The organism is Tautonia plasticadhaerens, from assembly GCF_007752535.1.
Classification (GTDB): Bacteria; Planctomycetota; Planctomycetia; order Isosphaerales; family Isosphaeraceae; genus Tautonia; species Tautonia plasticadhaerens.
The window spans coordinates 5,559,010-5,581,050 of the sequence record NZ_CP036426.1; the positions used below are offsets into that span (position 1 = coordinate 5,559,010).

Genomic DNA, 22,041 nt, shown 5'->3' on the forward strand with positions numbered 1-22,041 from the left:
GGGTCAGGAATCGGGAGATTGGGCGGACGTCAGCGGGCCCCGCCCGCCTCGCGCCCGTCGCCGGCCGAGGCGAGCGTCGGCGGCGCCTCGTATTCCGGGGCCGAGGCGTCGGGGGCCCGGCCGAGCAGCGCGGTGAGCCGGTACTCGTGGTACGGCTGGGAGGCCGCGGGCCCCCCGTCGGGCGAGGCGTGCGCGACCCAGAACCGGGTGCTCCCCGGCTCGAACAGCGCGTTATGCAGGTTGGAATCCATCGCCACGGGCCGGTCCATCAGCCGGAGGGCCGACTCGGGGTCGAACCCGCCCAGCCCCCCTCGGACGCGGCGGACCAGCTCCTCGTAGCGGTCCCCGGCCGAGAGGATCACGGCATCCGGGACCGCCCGGGGCAGCTTCGGGTGCGCCTCCCCCATCGCCACCGTGCTGAAGGCGTGCCACGACGCCTCCATGCCGACGGCCCGGTTCTCCTCGCCGTCGGCGATCACGTAGTAGTATTCGCATGTCCGGGGGCTGTCCCGGAAGACGGCGACCGCCTCGTCGAGCGAGGTCGCCTCCTCCAGGGCCCGGCGGACCAGCACCGCCATCGGCACCCCGGCCCAATGGCCCAGGCCCCGGCCCCCCATCTCGCCGACCGAGATCCGCTCGGCGTTCATCCCGGTCACGCTGCCGATGAACCCGGCATACGAGACGTTGACGAACGGGACGAGCCCCTCCGGCTCGGCCACGATCAGCACGGCGAACTCCTGGAGCCTCCAGTCGGTCCCGTAGTCCAGCACCCGGCCGTGCAGCAGGGCGCCGTCCTTCGTGGCCGACCCCGACAGGGCGAAGCCGGAGCAGTGGAACAGCTCGGGGATGAAGTTGCAGACGACGAGGTCCTCCAGGGGGACCCCCGAGCCGTCGGCCACCCCTTGCAACTCCTCGAAGTAGCGGTCGGGGACGAACTGCCGTTGTCCCTCGGCCACCGACCGGATCACCGCCTTCGGGTCGACCGTGAGGCCACCCAGTTCGATCTCCAGGTCGCCGGCCTTCTCGTCCAGCAGGAACCTGGTGAGGGTGCCGATCTCGTCCCGGAGCAGTCGGCCGTGCTGGTAGCCCATCTCGTAGGGCGAGCCGGAGACGTGCAGGACCCTCCGGCCGTCGATTTCTTCCAGGAAGCCGTCCCCGCACCGGGAGACCGTCCGGGGCTCCCCGCCGACGGCCATCGGGGCCGCCAACAGGACGATCGTCGCGGCGAGGCAGGCGGGGGCGAACCGGGGCATCGTCGGTCTCCTGTCGGGTGCGGTCGGGCCGTCGGCCCCCGCCAGAAAGTGTATCGCACCCGGGGGCCGATTCTTACGACCTACCGCTCGAAATCGCCCCGGAGGAGGCCGATCAGCGGAACTTGCTCCGGTAGATCATCGACAGGACGTACAGCCCGAGCACCGCCCAGCCCATCCCCAGCAGCAGCCCGAACCGCTCCGTCCAGGGGACCGGCCTCGGCCGCCTGCCCCCCCGCCGTCGAACCCGGGGCCGCCACCACCCCCCCGCGAGCAGCGCGACCGTCAGGTAGACCGCCATCAGCGGCGTCCCGTAGGCGAAGCAGATCTGCGGCGCCGAGGGGTCGACGATCGGCGGGTTGCGTCCCCGATTCACGGAGATCGAGCCGACGACGATCGGCGGCCAGAGCAGCCAGGCCGCCGTCCCCTGGGAGAACCAGATCACCTGGCCCGGCCCGAACCGGCGCCGGGGCCTCCGCCAACGCTCCCGGATCAGCAGCGGCACCCCGACGAACGAGGCCCCGCCGAGGACCCCGCCGGCGAGGACGAAGACCCATTCGTTCCATTCTTCGGCCCCGGGCCCGTCCAGCGGAATCATCACCGCCAGGCCGACGCCGACCCCGGCGATCAGCAGCATCATCGCCCCGATCGTCGGCCGGTTCTGCGCGTCGCCTCGCCCCGATTGGTCCCGATCGCCCACGGCTCGCCTCCTCCCCGGGACGTGGGAGCGATCGGGCCATGAGTCCTTCCCCAGGCGTGCCGCCCCCCCTGCCCTTGCTACGAGGATCGAGGGGGGGCCGTTGGGCGCCGATCAGGTCATCGGCAGTCGGGTTCGGGGGCCTCGGGAGGCGCCAGGGGGGACGGGGGTGCGATCACCTCGGTCCGGGTGTCCCGGCCGTCCTGGTCGATCCTGATCGACTGCCCCGATCGCTGCACGTTGACGCCACTGGGCAAGCGGAGGGTTTCGACGTCCTCGAACTCCGGGAAGTGGGGCACCTCGATCGTGTGGAACTCGAACCCCGGCGTCTCGGCCGAGGCGGGCGTGACCGCCTGGATCCGGGGGGGCGTGCCCAGCCCGTGGGGGGTCCCCACCGCATGCGTCTGGGCCCGACGGGCCAACGAAGTCGTCACCGTGGCCACCACGCCGATCAGCAGGAGGGACAGGCCGACCCAGACGTACCCCAGGATCAGGCCGGTCTTCGCGAGCGCGTCGCCGCCGAGCCGGCCCCGGGACTTGCGGATCTCGTCCCGGGCCACGTGCCCCGAGACGATCGCCGTCACCGGGCCGACCACCGGCAGGAAGAACCCGGCGATCCCCGCCACCAGGCTGACGACCGCCAGGCGCTCGGTCGACTCGGGCTCCCCCTTCGAGCGCGCCGGGATGTCCTCGAAGTCGGGGTGGACGGCCTGGGAGTCGTCGTGCCAGTCCGGGTGCATGGCGAGGGGCTCCGGGGGGGAAATCAGGGGAGACCGGGGGACTCCAGCGGTTCGCCGGCCGCCGCCCGATATTGCCGGGAATCGCCCCGGCTCACTCCCACTCGATCGTCCCCGGCGGCTTGCTCGTGATGTCGTAGGCCACCCGGTTGACCCCCTTCACCTCGTTGATGATCCGGCTCGACGCCCGGGCCAGCAGCTCGGCGGGGAGCCTGGTCCAGTCGGCGGTCATGAAGTCATCGGTGTCGACGCACCGCAGCGCCACCACGTTCTCGTAGGTCCGGCCGTCCCCCATCACCCCCACCGATTGCACCGGCAGGAGCACCGCGAAGGCCTGCCCGGTCGCCCGCTCCAGGCCGGCGGCCCGGAGTTCCTCCAGGAAGATGGCGTCGGCCCTCCGGAGGACCTCCAGCCGCTCCCGGGTCACGGCCCCGAGGCATCGGACGGCCAGCCCGGGGCCGGGGAAGGGGTGGCGCCAGACCTGGGCCTCGGGCAGCCCCAGCTCGATCCCGAGCCGACGGACCTCGTCCTTGAACAGTTCCCGGAGGGGCTCGATCAGCTCGAAGCCGAGTTCCGCCGGCAGGCCGCCGACGTTGTGGTGGTGCTTGATCGTCGCCGCCGGGGCGTCGGGCGAGCCCCCGCTCTCGATCACGTCCGGGTAGAGCGTGCCCTGCGCCAGGAACCGAGCGTTGGGGATCGACTCCGCCTCGTCCCGGAACACGTCGATGAACGTGTGGCCGATGATGACGCGCTTCCGCTGGGGGTCGGTCTCCCCGTCCAGGGCCGAGAGGAAGCGGTCGGCGGCGTCGATCACCCGCAGCTCCGCCTTGGAATGGGCCCCGAACATGTCGACAACCGCCGCCCGCTCCCCCGACCGGAGCAGGCCGTTGTCGACGAAGATGCAGACGACCCGTTCCCCCAGCGCCCGGGCCAGCAAGGCCGCCGTGACCGAGGAGTCCACCCCCCCCGAGACGCCGCAGACGACCCGCTCGTCGGGGCCGACCCGCTCCCGGATCGCGGCCACGGCGAGATCCAGGTATGCCTCCATCGTCCATTCGCCGGGGCTGCCGGCGATCCGGTCGAGGAAGTTCCCCAGGATGTGGGCCCCGAGCGGCGTGTGGCTCACCTCCGGGTGGAATTGCAGGCCATAGACCGGCCTCGATCGGTGCCGGACGGCCGCCAGCGGGCAGGAGGCGGTGGCCGCCAGCCCCTCGAACTCGGGGCCCAGCTCGTGGACCTGGTCGCCGTGGCTCATCCAGACCGTCGTCCCCGTCGGGACCTCGGCCAGCAGCGGGGAATGGGCGTCGACCTCCCGGAGGGCCGCCGGGCCGTACTCCCGGCTCGGCACGGAGTCGACCTTCGAGCCCATCGCCTGGCAGGCGAGCTGCATCCCGTAGCAGATGCCGAGGGTCGGCAGGTCCAGGTCGAAGAGCGCCGGGTCGCACCTCGGTGCCCCCTCCTCGTAGACGCTGGAGGGGCCCCCGGAGAGGATCAGGGCGATCGGGTCCAGCTCCTTCACCCGTTCGGCCGAGATGTCGTGCCGGACGATCAACGCGAACGCCCGCCGCTCCCGGACCCTCCGGGCGATGAGCTGGACGTACTGCGAGCCGAAGTCGAGCACGAGGACGGGACGCCGGGCGTGTTCGGCGGGATGCATCGGCGGCTCGGGCCTCCCAGCGGTCGGGGTGGTTGCGGACCAAACCGCCATCCTACCCCGGTGTTCGGGCCCTTGAGAATCGCAATCGCCGCGATTCCCGGCCTCCGTGCCGCACGACCGTCACGGCCGGCCGGATCAGCCTCCCTCGCCCTGATCCGGGGCCGGCGGTTGAGGCGTCCTCGGCAGGATCGGCATCGTCATCGTCCCCCGCCGCCCCCGGGTGGCCATCGGGGGGCCGATGATCTCGCCGAGCAGGATCGCCTCCCGGAGCCTCGACGGGGAGATCCCGGGGCCGATCAGGCGGTCCAACCCGGTGATGACGACCGGCACGACCTGCTCGTCGGAGAGCCTCGGCGTCGGCCTCAGCTCGGCAGCCGAGACGGGGCCGGGGAGGGGCGTGTCCACGGCCCGGGGGGAGACCCGGTCGTCCTCGTAGATCGCATACACTTCCTCCATCTGCGCCGTGGTCTGCCTCGGCCTCCGGGCGGGTTCGGTCGGCTGGCCCGGCGGCGACGGGGGGCGGGCCGGGGGCGTCTCGACCGGCCTCCCCTGGCCGCGACGGGCCGGGCGGGCCGTCGCCTGCCGGTTCGGCGAGGCCGGCGCCTGCCTCGGCCCCGGGGGCCCCGAGGGTGGCCTCGACCCCTGCTGCGGCGCCCGGGACGGCCCCGGCGGGATCGGCCTCGGGCCGATCCGCTCCCTCGGCCTCGCCGCCGCGGCCCCCTCGGCCCGGCCGAACACCTGGTTCAACGCCCAGATCACCAGGAAGATCGCCGGGATCAGGAACTGGATCGAGAACTCGGCCCACAGCAAGGGGGGCATCGGCATCGCCTCCGGGCTCGTCGCTGCGCATCGCACGCCGCCGGTCATTCTAGCGCAATCGACCCCCGACGGACACGCCCCCCCGGTCGCCGGGCGGTCCCGGGGGCGTCCCTCCCCGGGCCCTCCCCCGTTTCTTGTGATTAAAAATGCGACTCGCCACGATGATAAGGGAAACGCCTCGATGAGCGCCCCGCCCCGGCCCCCCGGCCGATCGTCGGGCGAGGACCCCGCCGGCACGAGACGGCCGCACCGCAGACCGGGTCGACGAACGCGGACCCCCCGGCCTCGGAGACCGACCCTCGTACCGGAACCCCTCGATCATGCGCCCCGACGCCCCCGGCCTCCCGGCCGACTTCTCGGACGACGAATCCGCCCCCCCGGCCCGGTCCCCCGCCCTCGGCCTGGCCCTGCTCGACCCCGACCGCTCCGCCTTCGACCGCCTGGCCTCGGGCCTGGTCGCCGGGGTCGACGCCTCGGACGCGCTGGCCGTGCTGCTGGCCGAGTTGCTGGTGCTGGCCGCCGAGCGCCTCCGGAGGCTCGCGCTGGCCGAACCCCGCGACGGGCTGCCCGAGCTGGGCTGGTGCCGGGCCCAGGCCCTCGCCGAGCGCAACGCCCGGGCCGCACTCCGCGAGCTGCAACGCCACCAGGACCGGGCCGCCGGGCCTCCCCCCCCGGCCCCCTCCCCCGGCCCGAAGCCGAGGGCGAAGGCAGGGCCCACCCCCGAGCCCGGGCCCGAGCCCGTCGAGGCCCCGCCCGCCCCGGTGCCCGAGTCGACCCCCGAGGAGGTCGCCGAGGCGTCGGCCCACTGGCGGCGGCACATCGCCCTGGTGCGGGGCATCAGCGAGGAGTGGCCGATCCTGCTCCGGACCCGCCGGGAGGTGGAGGCCGTGGCCGCTTGGTTCGGCGACGGCAAGACCGACGACGAGCTGATGCGGTGGTACCCCGACCTCTCCCGGGCCGACCTGGCCGCCTGCCGGGCCTGCGACGCCGAGGGCCTCTGCGGCCCCTTCGACCCCGCCGACGGCCCCTATCCGCCGGGCCTCCCCGTCCTCGACGACCTGCCCGACGGCCCCGGTCCCTGACTCCAAGCCCCGGCTTTTTGTCGCCTGATTCAAGAAAGGGGGCCGGGCTCGCATGCGAGACGCCCGATCCGACCACCCCGGGACCGGAGGACCGACCCGCCATGCGCATCCCCCGCCCTCGATGCTCGGTCCGCGGGGCGACCCTCGTCATTAGCGCTGGTCGCCCTGAACTTCGCTGCCGGATCCGCGACGTGGAATGCCTCGCCCGCCCGGCGGGGGCCGCTCCTCGTCGGGATCGGCAACGGGAGGGGATTCACCCACTCGAACCCGGACGGGAGCCGCTGGCATTCCACGGGGAACGCGGAGGACGGATACCGGGACCCCCGGATGATCCGCCCTCCCAGGCCCTCCCTCCTCCGGAGCGTCTCCCCCGCCATCACCGGGCTGGCGATCACGCTGTTCGCCCTGATCCTCGCCTCGGGGAGGCCGAGGCACAGGATTGCCCGGGCCGTCCTTCTCGTCCTCGTCGGCTCGTGGGCGGCGGTCGGACTGCGCTGGTGGTGGGTCCTCGAAGGGGGGAGCCTCCCCGTCGACCGCCTCGAATTCGACATGACGATGCCGGAGGTCCTGGCCATCACCGGCCCCCCCGTGCCGGGGAGCGTGAGGGAGGAGGAGATGTACGGGATCGTCGTCGACCCGAATCTCCCAGGAGGCTCGGGCCGGGAGCTGCTGCGCCGGGAGACGACCTGGATCGTCGCGCCGAGGGGCTCGAACTCCTGGCTGGAGCTGAAATTCGACGAGCGGGACCTCCTCCGCGCCTACCCGCCGAGGGGCCACGCCCGGCCCCCTCATTCGGCGTATCGGGCCCTCCGAGCAACCCTCGATTCTCGGGAATGAGTCCGCCCCGATCGGCCCGTCCCGGTCGATTTGACGACCGGACCCGAGGTCGGTACACTAGGCGACTCGACCGAGTCGGATTGCGTTTCTCCGGACGAACGGACCCAACTCGAGCAACCCGAGCAAGGCCGCCCGAGGGGCATGCCGCCCCCGGATCGTCGGCCGGACCCGAATCCATCGCCCTCGGAGGGGATCGCCCGTGGCCATCGCGGTGAAGGACCTGATCGAAGCCGGCGTGCACTACGGCCACCGGGCCAGCCGCTGGAACCCGAAGATGAAGCCGTACATCTACGGCAAGCGGAACCTGATCCACATCATCGACTTGAAGGAGACCGTCCGCGGCCTCCTCCGGGCGGTCAAGTACTTCAACCGCGTCGCCTCGGGCGGCGGACTGATCCTCTTCGTCGGCACCAAGCGGCAGGCCGTCGACATCGTCGTCGAGCACGCCCAGCAGTGCGGCATGCCGTTCGTCACCGAGCGCTGGCTCGGCGGCACCCTGACCAACTTCCAGACGATCCGCAGCCGGCTGGACCGCCTGGACGAGCTGGAGCAGACGCTCGGCAGCGACATGGCGCTGACCTATTCGAAGAAGGCGCTGAGCACCCTGAACCGGGAGCGTCGGAAGATTTCCCGGAACCTGGAGGGCATCCGGCACATGACCCGGAAGCCCGAGGCGATGTTCGTCATCGACCCGCACCGCGAGAAGATCGCGGTGAGCGAGGCGAGGAAGCTCGGCGTCAAGGTCGTCGCCCTGATGGACACCGACTGCGACCCCGACGTCGTCGACCTGCCGATCCCCGGCAACGACGATAGCATGCGGGCCATCGAGCTGATCCTCGGCCGCCTGACCCAGGCGATCATCGACGGCAAGGCCGCCGCCCCCCCCGAGGCCCAGCGCCCCGAGCCCGGCCCCGGCGGCCCCCGGGGCCGGGGAGACCGCCGAGGGCCCGCCGGCCCCGGGGGCCTCGCCGGTCGAGGCGGATCGGCACCGGCCGGGGCGGCCGGCCCGGCCTCCGACCCGGCCACCCAGGCCGGCGGCGGCCAGTCTCCCCCGGTCGCTCCCCCCGAGCCCGGCGACTCCGCCCCCCGTCCCCTGCCGGCCGAGGGCCCTCTGCCCGAGGGCGTGCAGGCGACCGCGCCGATCTCCCAACCCTCGGCCGGCCCCGAGCCCGACACCGGCGACTCCGCTCCGACCCCGCCGGCCGAAGCCGAGCCGTCGGCCGCCGAGGAGCAACCCAAGCCCGCCGAGGGCTGAGGTCTTGGGGGCTCGAGATGCCGGTCCGGACCGGATCCCGCTCGGTTCTCGAGCCCGCTCGACTCGTCGGGTCCGGCCGGCCGACCCCCCGACCTGACATGACATGATCGGTCCCGTCCGGCCCGCCGCCGGGCGGGCCCTTCGCCGTCCCGCCGACCTCGGCCACCGCGTCGAACCCGACCGGGGCGTCCGGCCCCCGGGTCGTCCCGTGCCCCGGGAGGGCCGCTCACCGAGGGCCGACCATGACGGGCTCCGGCCCCGGGCCGACGGACCCCGACGCGCCCGGCCTTCCCCCCCAGATACCAGCGTCCCGGACCCACCACGAATCGATCGATCCCCCTGCCAGGGAGTCCCGCACGATGGCCGAGATCACGGCCCAGGCCGTCAACGAGTTCCGCAAGCGCACCGGATTGGGCCTGATGGAGTGCAAGAAGCTCCTCCAGGAGGCCGGCGGCGAGATGGCCAAGGCCGAGACCCTGGCCAAGGAACGCGGCATGGCCAAGGCCGCCGGCCGGGCCGGGCGCACCGCCTCCGCCGGCCGGGTCGAGGTGGCCATCTCCGACGACGGCCGTGTCGGCGCCATGGTCGAGCTTAATTGCGAGACCGACTTCGTCGCCCGCAACGACGACTTCCGCAAGGCGGCCGCCACGCTGGCCGACCTCGTCCTTCAGGGCTCCGGGACCGGCCCGATCGACGTCGCCGGCCTCTCCGGCCAGGCCGTCGGCGGCGCCGGCAAGTCCCTCTCCGACTTCCTCCTCGACCTGAACTCCCGGACCGGCGAGAACGTCCAGTTCACCCGGGCCGCCCGGCTGTCGCTCGACGGCCCGGGCCGGGTCGACGCCTACGTCCACCACGACAACAAGTCCGGCGCCATGGTCTCGCTCCGCTGCCCCGACGACGCCACCGCCGGCAGCGAGGCCGTCATCGCCCTGGCCAAGGACCTGGCCCTGCAGGTCGTCGCCACCCGGCCGATCGCCGCCCGCCGCGAGGAAGTCTCGGCCGACGCCGTCGCCGAGCAGAAGCGGATCTTCGTCGCCCAGGCCGAGGACAAGCCCGAGAACATCCGCGAGAAGATCGCGGAGGGCAAGCTCAACTCCTGGTACGGCGAGATCGTCCTGGTCGACCAGGTCTTCGTCAAGGACCCCTCGAACAAGGTCAGCGACGTGATCAAGGCCACCGGGCCCGGCATCGAGCTGGGCCACTTCGCCCGACTCGCCGTGGGCGAGGCCCCCGAGTAATCATCCCGGCCCTCGGGGGGGCGAGCGGGCGAGACGTGAGGCCGGTCGGCCGTCGCCCCGGCGGCCTTCGGCGCCTCGCCGAGGGGGAGCCCGAGCCGGGCGGACCCCGGCCATCGGCCATCCCCCCTCCCTCCCGCCCCGGCCGATCGACATCCCCGTCCCGTCCCCGGTCGCCCGCCCCCGCCTTGCCCCAACCGAGGTTGCTCCCATGGACCCGGCCCCATCGGCTGAATCGTCCTCCCAGTTCCGCCGGGTGCTCCTGAAGCTCTCGGGGGAGAGCTTCAGCCGACCCGGGGAGACCGGGATCAACCCCGACGAGGTCAGCAAGATCGCCGAGCAGGCCGCCCGGGTGGCCCGCAAGGGGATCGAGCTGGCCATCGTCGTCGGCGGCGGGAACATCCTCCGGGGGGCGACGCTGGCCCGGGGATCGGGGGTGATCAAGGAGACCACCGGGCATTACATGGGGATGATGGCCACCGTCATCAACGGACTGGCCCTGCAAGACGCCCTGGAGGGCCTCGGCTGCGAGACCCGGCTGATGACGCCGATCCGCATGGAGGAGGTCGCCGAGCCCTACATCCGGCGCCGGGCGTTGACCCACCTCACCCGGGGTCGCGTGATCATCCTCGCCGCCGGCACCGGCAGCCCGTTCGTCACCACCGACACCGCCGCCGCCCTGCGGGGCAAGGAGCTGGAGGTCGACGTGGTCCTCAAGGCGACCCGGGTCGACGGCGTCTATTCGGCCGACCCCGAGAAGAACCCCCACGCCGCCCTCTACGAGTCGCTGGCGTTCGACCGGGTGATGCGCGAGGACCTCAAGGTCATGGACGGCGCCGCCATCGGCATGTGCCGGGACAACGGCCTGCCGATCATCGTCTTCAATTACAAGCGGGAGGGGAACATCGAGCGGGTCGTGGCCGGGGAGCTGATCGGCACCTGGGTCAGCGACCGCCCCCGGCCGGCCTCCCGGCCGATCGAGGCTGGCCAGCCGGGCCCCTCACCGGCACAATGAACCCGGGGGGGCGGCCGGGCCGCCCCGCACCCGACGCGACGATCCGACCGACCATGATCCCCCCCACAGGGGCCCCAGCCATGCCCATCGAAGAGATCACGTTCGAGGCCGAGGAGCGGATGGAGAAGTCCGTCACCCTGCTGGCCGACCAGCTCCGGGGCATCCGCACCGGCCGGGCCAACACCGGGCTCGTCGAGTCGATCCGGGTGGAGTATTACGGGTCCCCCACCCCGCTGAAGCAGCTGGCGAACCTCTCCACCCCGGAGGCCCAGCAGATCCTCATCCGCCCCTTCGACACCGGGGTCATCGGCGACATCATCAAGGCCATCCAGACCTCGGACCTCGGCCTGACGCCGAACTCCGACAACAAGGTCATCCGCCTGAACGTCCCCCCCCTCTCGGTCGAGCAGCGCAAGAAGCTCGCCGGTCGGGTCAAGGATCTGGCCGAGGAGGCCCGCGTCTCCATCCGCAACATCCGGCGGGACGCCAACAAGTCCGCCGACGCCGAGACCGCCGACAAGGTCCTCACCGAGGACGACCTGGTCCGCTGCAAGGACGAGGTCCAGGCGCTGACCAAGAAGTACGAGGGCAAGGTCAACGACCTGGCCGAGAAGAAGGAATCCGAGATCATGGAGGACTGATCCCGGCCGATTCCGGGCCCGATCCCCCCGGATCGGCCCGCCGTCCCCTTGACCGGGCCCCCCCCCGACGGCATAATCGGGCACTGCCGAGCACGATCGCGGGCGATTAGCTCAGTTGGCTAGAGCGCCAGTTCGACACACTGGAGGTCACAGGTTCGAGCCCTGTATCGCCCACTCCTCCCCCCCGCTGTACGGCCCGAAACCGGGCAACCGACACGCGACCCTCCCTTCCTCTCCCCCTCCTGCATCGGGCCATCCCCACCAATTGGCAAAACGCCGCCCCGGGCGTATGGTGATCCAGGAGACTTCGAGCCATCTTGACGCTCGTTGAACCTCGATCAATCGGTTCGGAATCCCAGCCCGAGCGCGATCGCCCTTCGACGGGATGACGGGCGCCGGCCGGTTCGGTCCGGTTCCGGGCCCGCCCCACCGACGTTGACCATCATCCCCGACCTTCGCCGCCAAGACAACCATGCCTGATTCCGACATCGCCATCTCGGTCGAGGGGGTTTCCAAGGCATACCGGATCGGCCGGACGGTCGATCGGTCCGCGACGCTCCTCGGCTCCGCCCTGGCCACGATCACCTCGCCGATCCGCAATTTCAAGGCGTTGCGCAGCCTGGACACCGCCGGGCTCCAGTCCGGGGAAGACCAGGACGACCTGATCTGGGCCCTCCGGGGCGTGGGGTTCGAGCTGCGCCGGGGGGAGATCCTCGGCATCGTCGGCCGCAACGGGGCCGGCAAGTCGACCCTGCTGAAGATCCTCTCCCGGGTCACCGAGCCGACCACCGGCCGTATCAGGCTCAAGGGCCGGTTGGCCGCCCTGCTGGAGGTCGGCACCGGCTTCAACCCCGAGCTGACCGGTCGGGAGAACGTCTACCTCAACGGCACGATCCTGGGCATGACCCGTCGCGAGATCGACCAGAAATTCGACGACATCGTCGACTTCTCCGGCGTCTCGCGGTTCCTGGACACGCCGGTGAAGCGGTACAGCTCCGGCATGAAGGTGCGGCTGGGCTTCGGCGTGGCCGCCCACCTGCAGCCGGACATCCTGATCGTGGACGAGGTGCTCGCCGTCGGCGACGCCGAGTTCCAGCGCCGGTGCCTGGGCAAGATCCAGGAGGTCGTCGCCGAGGGCAGGACGATCCTCTTCGTGAGCCACAACATGACCTCCGTCCTGAACCTCTGCACCCGGGGCCTGCTGCTCACCGAGGGGCGGATCGCCATCGACGGGACGACCCAGGAGGTCGTCGACGCCTACCTGGCCAACGGCCAGCGGGAGGCCGGGGTCTTCGCCCCCGACCCGAGCAAGCGGCAAGGGGACCAGTGGGCCCGCATCGAGCATTTCGAGATCCGCCCCGAGACCCCCCGGACCGGCGAGCCGATGGAGTGCGTCATCGAGGTCGAGCGGCAGGCCGGCAAGGAGGGGGCGCTGCGGGGGGAACTGGCCGTCTCGATCCTCTCCGAGTCGGGCGACAAGGTGATGCAGGTCTATTCCAAGCACATGGGCCGCAGCTTCGAGATCGGCCGGGGCCGCCACCGGTACGTCGTCCGGCTCGACTCGCTGCCGCTGGTCGCCGGCCGCTACCTGATCAACCTCTGGCTCGGCTCGGGCGACCGGGTCATCGACCGGCTCGAGCAGTGCTACGTCCTGGACATCTCCCCCGGCTCCTACGAGTCGGGGGTCTTCATCGACAACCGGGGCTTCCCGGTCGTCGTCCCTTCCAGCTGGGAGGCCGTCGGGCAGCCCGCCGAGTCGGGGTATCGGTGAGAGCAATGATCACGAGCACCTTGAACGCCGCCGGGAGGCTCCGCCGGGGCCTCTCCCGACGCCGCCAGATCGCCCGGGAGTCCCGCCTCCTGCGGCGGGTCGACGCGATCCTCTCCTCCCCCGAGCCGCCCCGGCCCTACGACTCGGAGGAGCTCTTCCAGCGGCTCCAGTCCGAGTACGGGCCTCGCGGGGCGTATCGCTACGACGCCTTCAGCAACTGGCAGCGCGGGGTGCAACGGGCCGCCTCGTTGATGGCCCAGTCCGACCTCGAACGCCCCGGGGGCCGCGTGCTGGAGGCGGCCTGCGGCGACGGCATGGCCGGGGCCGCCCTCGCCGGGTTCGGGCACGAGGTGGTGCTCCACGACCTGGAGGACTGGCGGGACGAGCGGGCCAGGGGGCTGGCCTTCGTCGCCGCCGACCTGACCGATCGGCTGCCCCTGGAGCCCGACCGGTTCGACCTGATCTTCTGCTACAACGCGTTCGAACACATTGGCGCCCCCGGCGCCGCCCTGGCCGAGCTGGTGCGGGTCTGCCGCCCCGGGGGGCGGATCGTCATCGAGTTCGGGCCGCTCCACGCCAGCGCCTGGGGCCTGCACGCCTACCGGACCGTGCGCTTCCCCTACCCGCAATTCCTCTTCTCCGAGGCGTTCCTGGCGGAGAAATTCCGCGCCATGGGGCTCTGGGATCTCGGCAAGCCGATGGACGAACTCCAGCCCCTCAACGGCTGGCGGGTGTCGCAATTCGATCGGCTCTGGGCCGACAGCGGCTGCGTCGTGATCAAGAACAACCGGACGATCCGGCCCGATCACCTCGGCCTGGTCGAGTCCTATCCCCGGGCGTTCTCGGGCAGGGGGCTGACCACGGATGACCTCGTCGTCCATGCCCTCGCCGTGGTGCTGCAGAAGCCCGGCGGCTCCCCGGGCCCGAGCCCGGCGACCGAGCGTCTCGAGTCCGAGGGCATCGAGGTGGCACGCCGATGAGTCGCCCCCAGATCTCCCTGCTCCTGCCGGTCCACAACGCGATGCCCTTCCTGCCCGAAGCGGTCGACAGCATCCTCGGCCAGGACTTCGGGGAGTTCGAGTTGTTGGCCCTCGACGACGCGTCGACCGACGGAGGCGCGGCCTACCTCGACACCCTGGACGACCCCCGGGTGCGGGTCTTCCACCTGCCGAAGCGGGGGCTCACGAGGAATCTCAACCTCGGCCTGCGGGAGGCCCGGGGCGTCTACGTCGCCCGGATGGACGCCGACGACGTCTCGATGCCGTCGAGGCTCCGCCGGCAGCTCGAGTTCCTGGAGCGCAACCCGGAGGTCGTCGTCGTCGGCTGCCAGGCGTTGAACCTCGACAGGGACGGCCGCCTCGTGGACGAGCGGAATTATCCGGTTTCGAGCCTCGAAGCCAAGCTCGCGTTGATCCAGGGATACATCTCCTTCGTGCATCCCGGCACGATGTTCCGCCGCGAGGACGTCCTGGCGGTCGGCGGCTACGACGAGGACTACGGGACCACCCAGGATCGGGACCTCTGGTGGCGGCTCTCGACTCGAGGGAAGTTCGCCAACCTCCCGGAGGTGCTCCTGCACTACCGGGTGCATGCCGGGGCGGTCACGGCGGTGAGGGCCGAGGAGCAGCGGCGCAACCGGGATCGGATCACGCTGCAGTACTGCTCGGAGATGGGGCTCGACCAGGCCGACCTCGACCTGTTCCGGTGGGTCGACTACGACGCCCGGGTCTGGGGCCAGGGGCCCGTCCGGCTCGAGGAGGTCGCCCCGTATGTCTCCGTCCTGGAGCGGATCCTCTCCCATGCCCGGGACCGCTGGGGGGAAGACCCGGCCGAGGTCGAGCGGGCCCGCCGGGAGCGGTGGACCTTCCTGGTCGGCCGCCTCTGGCGTCGCCGACTCCCGACCCGGGACTGGGTCCGCATCATGCCCTCACTCCACCGGCTCGCCCCCGGGCAGGTCAGGCCGGACCGGCTGGCCGGGACGATCGCCCGGCGCCTCCTCCGGCGCCGGAGGACGGCGACGATGGGCTGATGCCGATCGCCTCGTCGTCTGTCCCCGGGGGAATCCTGCCCCGATCTCGGTCGGGGTGGCCGATCCGAGGCGCCCCTGCGACGAGGCGACCGCCGGGACGGCCCCGCACGGGGACGGACCGACCCGGTCGGGCCGCATCCGCCCCGCACGACCTGCATGGCTCACCACCCGACAGGCCCGCGATGCCCACCGTCTCCGTCCTGTTGCCGGTCCATAACGCTATGCCCTACCTGCCCGAGGCGGTGGGGAGCATCCTCGGCCAGGACATGGCCGACCTGGAGCTGATCGCGCTGGACGACGCGTCGACCGATGGCGGCAGGGCCTACCTCGACGCCCTGGGCGACCCCCGGGTGCGGGTCTTCCACCTGCCGAAGCGGGGGCTGACGCGGAACCTGAACGTCGGCCTGAGGGAGGCCCGGGGCGTCTACGTCGCCCGGATGGACGCCGACGACGTCTCGATGCCCTCCCGGCTGGGGGCCCAGCGTCGCCACCTCGACGAGAATCCGGGGGTCGTCGCGGTGGGCTGCCAGGCCTTGGAGATCGACGGCGAAGGCCGGCCCACCGGTCCCTGGCACTTCCCGACCGGGGACCTGGAGATCAAGCTGGATCTCTTCCGGGACGTCACCCCGATGGTCCACCCGGGGGTCATGTTCCGCTCCCAGACGGTGCTCGACCTCGGCGGGTACGACGAGTCCTTCGCCACGGCCCAGGACCGCGACCTCTGGTGGCGGCTGGCCGATCGGGGGCGGTTCGCCAACCTGGCCGACGAGCTACTGCTCTATCGCCGGCACACCGGGAGCGTGACCGGCCGCAAGGCCGAGGAGCAGCGTCGACTGACCCGCGAGATGACCTGGCGTTCGCTGGCTGGTTTCGGCCTGATCGACGGGGAGGAGCAGTACCGGGCCTTCCGGGAGGTCGACGACATCCTCGCGATCGGCTTCCTCCGACGGCTGGAGCCCGGGCCGGTGGGGGTCTACGTCGAGGTGCTCGACCGCATGCTCGCCTTCCTGGTCGATCGCTGCGGGGCCGACCTGGGGGCGGCCCGTCGCCATCGTCGGGACCGGTGGCGGAAGCTGATGCGATGGGGACTCACGTGCCGGGGGGCGTCCGACCTGCCGCGATGGGGTCCCCTGCTCCGCCGGCTCGCACCCGGCGAGCACCGCCCCGATCGCCTGCTGGGGTGGGGTCTGGAGGTCGCCTGGCGGAGGCTCCTCCGAGCGGGTCGGCCGGGCCCGGCCGACCCGGCCACCGGGTCCTGAACGGCCCTCCGGCTCCCCGGGATGGCCGAGGCCCGAAACGAGGGACCTCGGCGGCCGATCGGACCCCGCTCGGGATGTCACCAGGGCGGATCGGGGGGGGCGAGAAATCGGGACCGCCTCAGAGTTCGGGCAACCCGGCCTTGGCGTGTTCGGGAGAGTCGGGGTTCATCCCCTGCTGGATCATCGCCATGCGTTCCCGGTGCTTGAACCAGGCGGCGAAGACGCCGGAGAGCGAGCCGAATACGATGGCGACGATGGCGATCCAGGCGAACCAGGGGATGTTATCCAGGAGCACGAAGGCGGGGTTCATCGGTCGGCCTCCCTCGGGGATCGGCGAGTGATCGGGGGCCATCGGACACTCCCCGGTCGGCCCCCCGGGTCGGAGAGTGGTTCGATCGCCGTCGGCGATTCTTGGGGGGGGAATCCTCCCGGTTCGGGGCGGATCAGTTGCAGCCGATCCCCCGGATCCGGGGCGGGGTGGCCGCACCGGGGGCGGCGGGGGCCGGGGCGTCGGGACCGGGGTCGGGGTGGCGGTCGAGGACCGATCGCAGCTCCGAGGCGTCGATGGTCTCGCGCTCGAGCAGCAGCTCGGTGATCGAGACCAGCGCGTCGGCCCGGCGTCGGAGGACGTGGTGGGCGAGGGACAGGGCCTCGTCGAGGATCCGCCGGACCTCCAGGTCGATCTCCCGGGAGGTCCGCTCGCTCCAGGGGGCGCCGGGGCCGGGGGCGTCGGCGGCATAGCAGACGCGCCCCAGGGCGGGGCTCATGCCGAAGTCGGTCACCATCTTCCGGGCGATGGAGGTGGCCCGCTGCAGGTCGCTGGTGGCGCCGTCGGAGATGGAGTGCAGGGCCAGCTCCTCGGCCGCCGTGCCGCCGAGCAGCCCGGCGAGGCAGTGCATCAGCCATTCGGTCGTGTGGAGGAAGCGCTCCTCCTCGGGCCGATACATGGTGAAGCCGCCCATGCCGTTGCCCCGGCCGATGATGGTGACCTTGTGCACCGGGTCGGTGCCGGGCAGGCTGGCGGAGACGAGGGCGTGCCCGGCCTCGTGGACGGCGATCCGCCGGCGTTCGTCGGGCCGCATGGCCCGGCCTCGCTTCTCGGGCCCGGCGATGATCCGCTCGAACCCCTGCTCGAAGTCGGCCCGCTCGATCCGGGTCTTCCCCTTGCGGGCGGCGATCAGGACGGCCTCGTTGACGAGGTTGGCCAGCTCGGCCCCGGCGAAGCCGGCGGTCATGGCGGCGACCTGCCTCAGGTCGAGGCGATCGCAGACGGGCACGTCCCGGGAGTGGACCTTGAGGATCTGCTCGCGCCCCTGGAGGTCGGGCCGGTCGACCCGGATGTGGCGGTCGAAGCGGCCGGGGCGGACGAGGGCGGGGTCGAGCGTCTCGGGGCGGTTGGTGGCGGCCATGACGATGACGCCGCTGTTGACGTCGAAGCCGTCCATGGCCACGAGCAGCTGGTTGAGGGTCTGGTCCCGCTCGTCCTGGGCGCCGGAGGCGCCGGTGGACCGGGTCTTGCCGATGGCGTCGATCTCGTCGATGAAGATCAGGCAGGGGGCCTTGGCCTCGGCCTTGGCGAAGAGGCTGCGGACCCGGGCGGCGCCGACGCCGACGTACATCTCCATGAAGTCCGAGCCGGAGAGGGCGAAGAAGGGCACGCCGGCCTCCCCGGCGACGGCCCGGGCCAGCAGGGTCTTGCCCGTGCCGGGGGGCCCGATCAGCAGGACCCCCTTGGGGATCCGGCCGCCGAGGGCGGCGTAGCGCTCGGGGGTCCGGAGGAAGCCGACGACTTCCTGGAGCTCCTCGACCGCCTCGTCCTGCCCGGCCACGTCGTCGAAGGTGACCTCGCGGCCGGTGCCCTCCCGGTGCCGGGGCTTGCCCCGGGTGAAGGCCATCGCCGGGCCGAGCCCGCCCCCCCGGGTGATCAGGAAGAGGCCGACCAGCAGCACGACCGCCAGGCCGAAGGTGGCCAGGGCCGAGGCGATCGGGGCCACGTCCCGGTCGAACTCGTAGTCGCGGGCGTGCCGGTCCAGCAGGGCGGTCAGGCCGGGGTCGGCCTGGGCCCCCGGCCACGAGGCCCGGACCCGACGGGGGCCGCCGTCGGCCCCGGCCTCGGCCAGCACGGCGACCAGCTGCCGGGAGCCGAGGCGGACGGACTCGACCCGCCCGTCGACCAGGGCGCGGCGGAACGCCCCGTAGGTCCAGGCCTCCGAGGAGGAGGCCCGGTGGCTCATCGCGCCCGCCACGGCGAAGGCGGCGAGCGCGAGGGAGATGGCGAGGCACCAGGCAAGCGTCCGCCACGGGCCGGACGCGGGCCGCGGGGGCTTCGACTTCGGCGAGCTCATGGTGGTCGATCTCGGGGACTGGGGGCCTGCGCGGCCGGGGACCCTCGGCCCGGGCGGGGCGGGGAGGCCGGGGGGGACGTCCGTGTCGGGGGAATGGTGCAGACGCGATTGAGTCTAAGGATCGCTCCGGCCCGGGTCAACTCGGAGCCCGGTGCGGCCCCGGAAACCGTCCGCCCGGGGGCGGCGTTCGCCCGAAGGGGCGGGGGAGGCGGAGGGCGGGGGGGCGGGGTTGTGCTCGATCCGGCGGGCCTTGGAGAGGTCGACCCGGCCGTCGGAGAGGGCGACCTCGATCCGCCGGTCGCCGGGCAACTGCTGGGGGATGACCACGGTGAAGGTGCTCCCCCGGCCCGGCTCGCTGTCGAGCGTCACGTCGCCGCCGAGCATCCGGGCCAGCTCCCGGACGATGGAGAGGCCCAGGCCGGTCCCCTGGTGCTCCCGGGTCAGCACGTCGGCCTGCTGGCCGGGGATGCCGGCCTGGCGGAACTTCTCGAAGATGACCTCCCGGTCCTCGGCGGCGATGCCGATGCCGTTGTCGGCCACGTCGAGGACGATGGTCCGGCCCTCGGCCTTCGCCGAGAGCACGACGCGGCCCCCCTCGGGGGTGAACTTGATCGCGTTGGAGAGCAGGTTGTAGACGATCTGCCGGAGCTTGCCCGGATCCTGCCGGACCAGGGGGATCGCCTCGTCGAGGCGGCACTCCAGGTCGACGTTCTTGCGCTCGGCCATCGGCCTCATCTGCACGGCGAGGGACTCGCACACCTCCCGGACGGAGAAGTCGTCGGCCCGGACCTCCATCTTGCCGCTCTCGATCTTGGCGAGGTCGAGGATGTCGTTGATCATGGCCAGCAGCATCCGGCCGCTGTTCTGGATGTTCGAGGCGTAGCGTCGCTGCTTGTCGGAGAGCTGGTCGTTGCCGGAGAGGACCTCGGAGAAGCCGATGATGCTGTTGAGCGGCGTCCGCAGCTCGTGGCTCATGGTGGCCAGGAAGTCGCTCTTGATGCAGTTCATCTCATACAAGGCCATGTTGGCCTGGGCCAGCTCGTCGACCTTCTTGTCGAGGTCGTCGTTGACGTCCCGCAGCTCCTGCTGCATGGCGACGAGGTTGTGGAGCATGCGGTTGAACGCGTGGGAGAGCTCCTCGAATTCGTCGCCGGTCTGGATCCGGCTGCGGATGTTCAGCCGCCCGGCGGCGATGGCGTCGGAGACCTCCCGGAGGTGCTTGACCGGGCGGACGATGATGTAGCGGACGATGGTCCAGGAGGCGAACATCGCCAGGATCGCCGTGACCAGCGCCGTGGCGATGAGGATGGCCCGGTTCCGGTTGATCGCCTTGTTGGTCTGCTCCATCGGCAGCTTGACGAAGACCACGCCGGCCAGGTCCCCCGGCTTCGTGCGGGCGAACTTCCCGGTCTCGTCCAGGCGGATCATGTCGTGATACTGGGCGGAGAGGGAGACGCTGGGCCGGTCGTCCTCGGCGGGCCCGGCGTCCGGCTCGACCGGCCCCGCGGCCCCGACGCCGCCGAGGTCGGCCATCTCCAGGGGGACCATTTCCGGCATCAGGTCGACCGGGGGCCGGGAGTGGCAGGAGGCGATACAGCCGGGCCGGAAGAGGACGGCCTGGACGTACGAGTATTCCGAGTTGTCCTGGCCGATCTCGGTGTATTCGGCCGGCGCGCCGTCGGGGAACGTGTAGGGCTTGCTCGGGCCGGCGGGGCCCCAGTCCCCCCGCTGCCGGAGGGCGGCCCGGAGGAAGCGGTCGACGACCCGGCGCTCGAACTCGTCCCGGGGCTGGCGCTCGGAACGGTCGGCGAACGGCTTGACGACGTGCCAGTCGAAGTGCTGGAAGCCGTCCTTGGGGGTCAGCTCTCGGGAGACCTTGTCGACCACCGCGGCCAGCTCGGGGCGGACGAGCGACGTCTTGAGGTGGATCTCCTCCAGGATCGGCTTGACCTGCATCCGGGCCGCCTGCCGGCTCTGGCCGATGACCAGGCTCTCGGTCTTGCGGCCGTAGATGTAGAAGCTGACGGTGACCAGCAGCAGGATGCCGCCGCCGAAGATGAAGCGGCACTTCCGCTCCAGGCTCGTCTCGCCCAGCAGGTGCTTGAAGGTGCGATAGGACACCTGCGGCCTCCGTCGGGACGCTCGGGAGACGATCGGCCCCCCGGGTCGACGGATTCCGGGTTGCCGGCCGGAGATCTTCGGGGTCCTCGGGGCGGGCGAGTCGTGGGGAGCCCCGAGGATACCCGATCGCCCCGCCCTCGGCCAGCCGAGCCGGGGGCCGTCGGCCGGGGGGCCACCTCCCCGGGGCGGACGGCCGGGGCACCTCGCCCCCGGGGCACGCCGGCCCCGCCCCTCGACGGGGCCGGGGTCCCCGTCGGGCCTCCTACCCGCCCCCCGGACCGGGGTCTCGGGCGGATCGGGGGGGCCGGCGCCGGAGGGTCGGCGACTCGGGAGTCGGCGTGATCCCGGCCGGGGGCTGGCAGGCGGGGCAATAGTGCGTGGAGCGGCCGATCAGCCCGGCGATCCGGGCCCGGACGATCGGCGTCTCGCAGGTCTTGCAGGGCTCGCCCCCCCGGGCGTAGACGTGATTGACGGCGAGGAACCCCCCCTCCAGGCCCAGGACGGTGCGGTAGCCGGCGTCGAAGCTAGAGCCCTCGGCCTCGATCGCCTCGGCGAGGACCTCGCCGATGGCGCGGTGCATGCGGCCGACCGCGGGGCGGTCGATCGCATGGGACGGCCGCTCGGGGTGGATGCCCGAGCGGTGCAGGACCTCGTCGGCGTAGATGTTGCCGATGCCGGCGAGCACCTTCTGGTCGAGCAGGGTCGGCTTGATCGGCCGGGCGGTCCGCGCGAGGCGGGCGGCGAGGTCGTCGGCGGTGATGACCAGGGCGTCGGGACCGTGGGACTTCGAGAACGCGGCCTCGGCCTCCTCGGGGCCGGCGTACCAGGCGATGCGGCCGAGCCGGCGGGGGTCGTTGTAGTGGACCTTCGGGTAAGGCCCGGGTCCGGACATCGACAGGGTGAGCCGGATGTGCCGGGCCAGCTCGGAATCGACGAGGTAGAAGGCTCCCGTCATCCTCGGCTGGATGACGATGATCCCCCGGGGCGGGGCCAGCTCGATCACGACCCACTTGCCCCGGCGATGGACGGCCGAGACGAGGGCCCCCCTCGCCTTGAGTTCCAGCGCGGGGGCCTCGCAGTTGGCCAGGAGGTGGTCGTCGACGACCTCGAGCGACCGGATCGTCCGGCCTTCGAGGGCGGGGCGGAGCCCCCGGACCATCGTCTCGACCTCGGGCAGCTCGGGCATGTCGGACGCCTCGACGGGGATGGGGTTGTCGCGGGGACGCCAGTATATCCGCCCGGCCGTCGATCACGCATCCGTCGCCGGATGATCGAAAACGATCAGCCGGAT

At 72.2% G+C, this 22,041-nt stretch carries 19 protein-coding genes and 1 tRNA gene; 11 read left to right on the top strand and 9 right to left on the bottom strand.

What is annotated here, in order from left to right:
- Positions 1–29 precede the first annotated feature (29 nt).
- The 5 genes from ElP_RS22245 to ElP_RS22265 form a co-directional block, all read right to left on the bottom strand.
- Positions 30–1,253, bottom strand: a complete 1,224-nt coding sequence (locus tag ElP_RS22245; RefSeq protein ID WP_145273188.1) for a C45 family autoproteolytic acyltransferase/hydolase — start codon at positions 1,251–1,253, stop codon at positions 30–32.
- A gap of 112 nt (positions 1,254–1,365) precedes the next feature.
- Complete coding sequence (locus ElP_RS22250) at positions 1,366–1,950, bottom strand: hypothetical protein (protein WP_145273190.1); 585 nt, start codon at positions 1,948–1,950, stop codon at positions 1,366–1,368.
- 116 nt (positions 1,951–2,066) lie between these two features.
- A complete protein-coding gene (locus tag ElP_RS22255) occupies positions 2,067–2,687 on the bottom strand; it encodes a DUF4190 domain-containing protein (RefSeq protein WP_145273193.1) in 621 nt (206 codons plus the stop codon).
- Between the two features lie 91 nt (positions 2,688–2,778).
- Entirely contained in the window at positions 2,779–4,341 is a 1,563-nt protein-coding gene (gene guaA / locus ElP_RS22260) for a glutamine-hydrolyzing GMP synthase (RefSeq protein ID WP_197446288.1), read from the bottom strand.
- A 135-nt stretch (positions 4,342–4,476) separates the two neighbouring features.
- Positions 4,477–5,160 carry a hypothetical protein gene (locus ElP_RS22265; protein WP_145273199.1) on the bottom strand — a complete coding sequence of 228 codons (684 nt, stop codon included), beginning with the start codon at positions 5,158–5,160 and terminating at the stop codon, positions 4,477–4,479.
- A gap of 320 nt (positions 5,161–5,480) precedes the next feature.
- Here ElP_RS22265 and ElP_RS22270 point away from each other — a divergent pair, with 320 nt between their 5' ends.
- The 11 genes from ElP_RS22270 (at position 5,481) to ElP_RS22320 (ending at position 16,284) form a co-directional block, all read left to right on the top strand.
- A complete protein-coding gene (locus ElP_RS22270; RefSeq protein WP_145273202.1) occupies positions 5,481–6,242 on the top strand; it encodes a DUF433 domain-containing protein in 762 nt (253 codons plus the stop codon).
- Between the two features lie 327 nt (positions 6,243–6,569).
- Complete coding sequence (locus tag ElP_RS22275; protein ID WP_145273205.1) at positions 6,570–7,079, top strand: hypothetical protein; 510 nt, start codon at positions 6,570–6,572, stop codon at positions 7,077–7,079.
- A 199-nt stretch (positions 7,080–7,278) separates the two neighbouring features.
- Complete coding sequence (rpsB, locus tag ElP_RS22280) at positions 7,279–8,334, top strand: 30S ribosomal protein S2 (RefSeq protein WP_145273208.1); 1,056 nt, start codon at positions 7,279–7,281, stop codon at positions 8,332–8,334.
- Positions 8,335–8,693: 359 nt separating this feature from the next.
- A complete protein-coding gene (gene tsf / locus ElP_RS22285; protein ID WP_197446289.1) occupies positions 8,694–9,572 on the top strand; it encodes a translation elongation factor Ts in 879 nt (292 codons plus the stop codon).
- A 208-nt stretch (positions 9,573–9,780) separates the two neighbouring features.
- Positions 9,781–10,584, top strand: coding sequence for a UMP kinase (gene pyrH, locus ElP_RS22290; protein ID WP_145273214.1), 804 nt, complete (start codon positions 9,781–9,783; stop codon positions 10,582–10,584).
- Positions 10,585–10,664: 80 nt separating this feature from the next.
- On the top strand, positions 10,665–11,225 hold the full coding sequence (gene frr, locus ElP_RS22295) for a ribosome recycling factor (RefSeq protein ID WP_145273217.1): 561 nt from the start codon (positions 10,665–10,667) through the stop codon (positions 11,223–11,225).
- 100 nt (positions 11,226–11,325) lie between these two features.
- Positions 11,326–11,399, top strand: a tRNA-Val gene (locus tag ElP_RS22300).
- Between the two features lie 298 nt (positions 11,400–11,697).
- Positions 11,698–12,996 carry an ABC transporter ATP-binding protein gene (locus ElP_RS38520; RefSeq protein ID WP_197446290.1) on the top strand — a complete coding sequence of 433 codons (1,299 nt, stop codon included), beginning with the start codon at positions 11,698–11,700 and terminating at the stop codon, positions 12,994–12,996.
- Between the two features lie 5 nt (positions 12,997–13,001).
- Positions 13,002–13,976, top strand: a complete 975-nt coding sequence (locus ElP_RS22310) for a class I SAM-dependent methyltransferase (RefSeq protein WP_231749850.1) — start codon at positions 13,002–13,004, stop codon at positions 13,974–13,976.
- Positions 13,973–15,025, top strand: coding sequence for a glycosyltransferase family 2 protein (locus ElP_RS22315; RefSeq protein WP_145273222.1), 1,053 nt, complete (start codon positions 13,973–13,975; stop codon positions 15,023–15,025). The genes ElP_RS22310 and ElP_RS22315 overlap by 4 nt, the downstream gene beginning before the upstream one ends.
- Before the next feature lie 182 nt (positions 15,026–15,207).
- Entirely contained in the window at positions 15,208–16,284 is a 1,077-nt protein-coding gene (locus tag ElP_RS22320) for a glycosyltransferase family 2 protein (RefSeq protein ID WP_197446291.1), read from the top strand.
- 118 nt (positions 16,285–16,402) lie between these two features.
- On the opposite strand, the gene ElP_RS22325 is transcribed toward ElP_RS22320, so the two are convergent.
- From ElP_RS22325 to mutM, 4 genes are all read right to left on the bottom strand, one after another.
- Positions 16,403–16,594, bottom strand: coding sequence for a hypothetical protein (locus ElP_RS22325; RefSeq protein ID WP_145273229.1), 192 nt, complete (start codon positions 16,592–16,594; stop codon positions 16,403–16,405).
- Positions 16,595–16,727: 133 nt separating this feature from the next.
- Positions 16,728–18,629, bottom strand: a complete 1,902-nt coding sequence (gene ftsH, locus ElP_RS22330) for an ATP-dependent zinc metalloprotease FtsH (protein ID WP_145273232.1) — start codon at positions 18,627–18,629, stop codon at positions 16,728–16,730.
- 114 nt (positions 18,630–18,743) lie between these two features.
- Positions 18,744–20,750, bottom strand: coding sequence for a sensor histidine kinase (locus tag ElP_RS22335; RefSeq protein ID WP_231749212.1), 2,007 nt, complete (start codon positions 20,748–20,750; stop codon positions 18,744–18,746).
- 262 nt (positions 20,751–21,012) lie between these two features.
- Positions 21,013–21,936 carry a bifunctional DNA-formamidopyrimidine glycosylase/DNA-(apurinic or apyrimidinic site) lyase gene (mutM, locus tag ElP_RS22340; protein WP_145273235.1) on the bottom strand — a complete coding sequence of 308 codons (924 nt, stop codon included), beginning with the start codon at positions 21,934–21,936 and terminating at the stop codon, positions 21,013–21,015.
- Positions 21,937–22,041 lie beyond the last annotated feature (105 nt).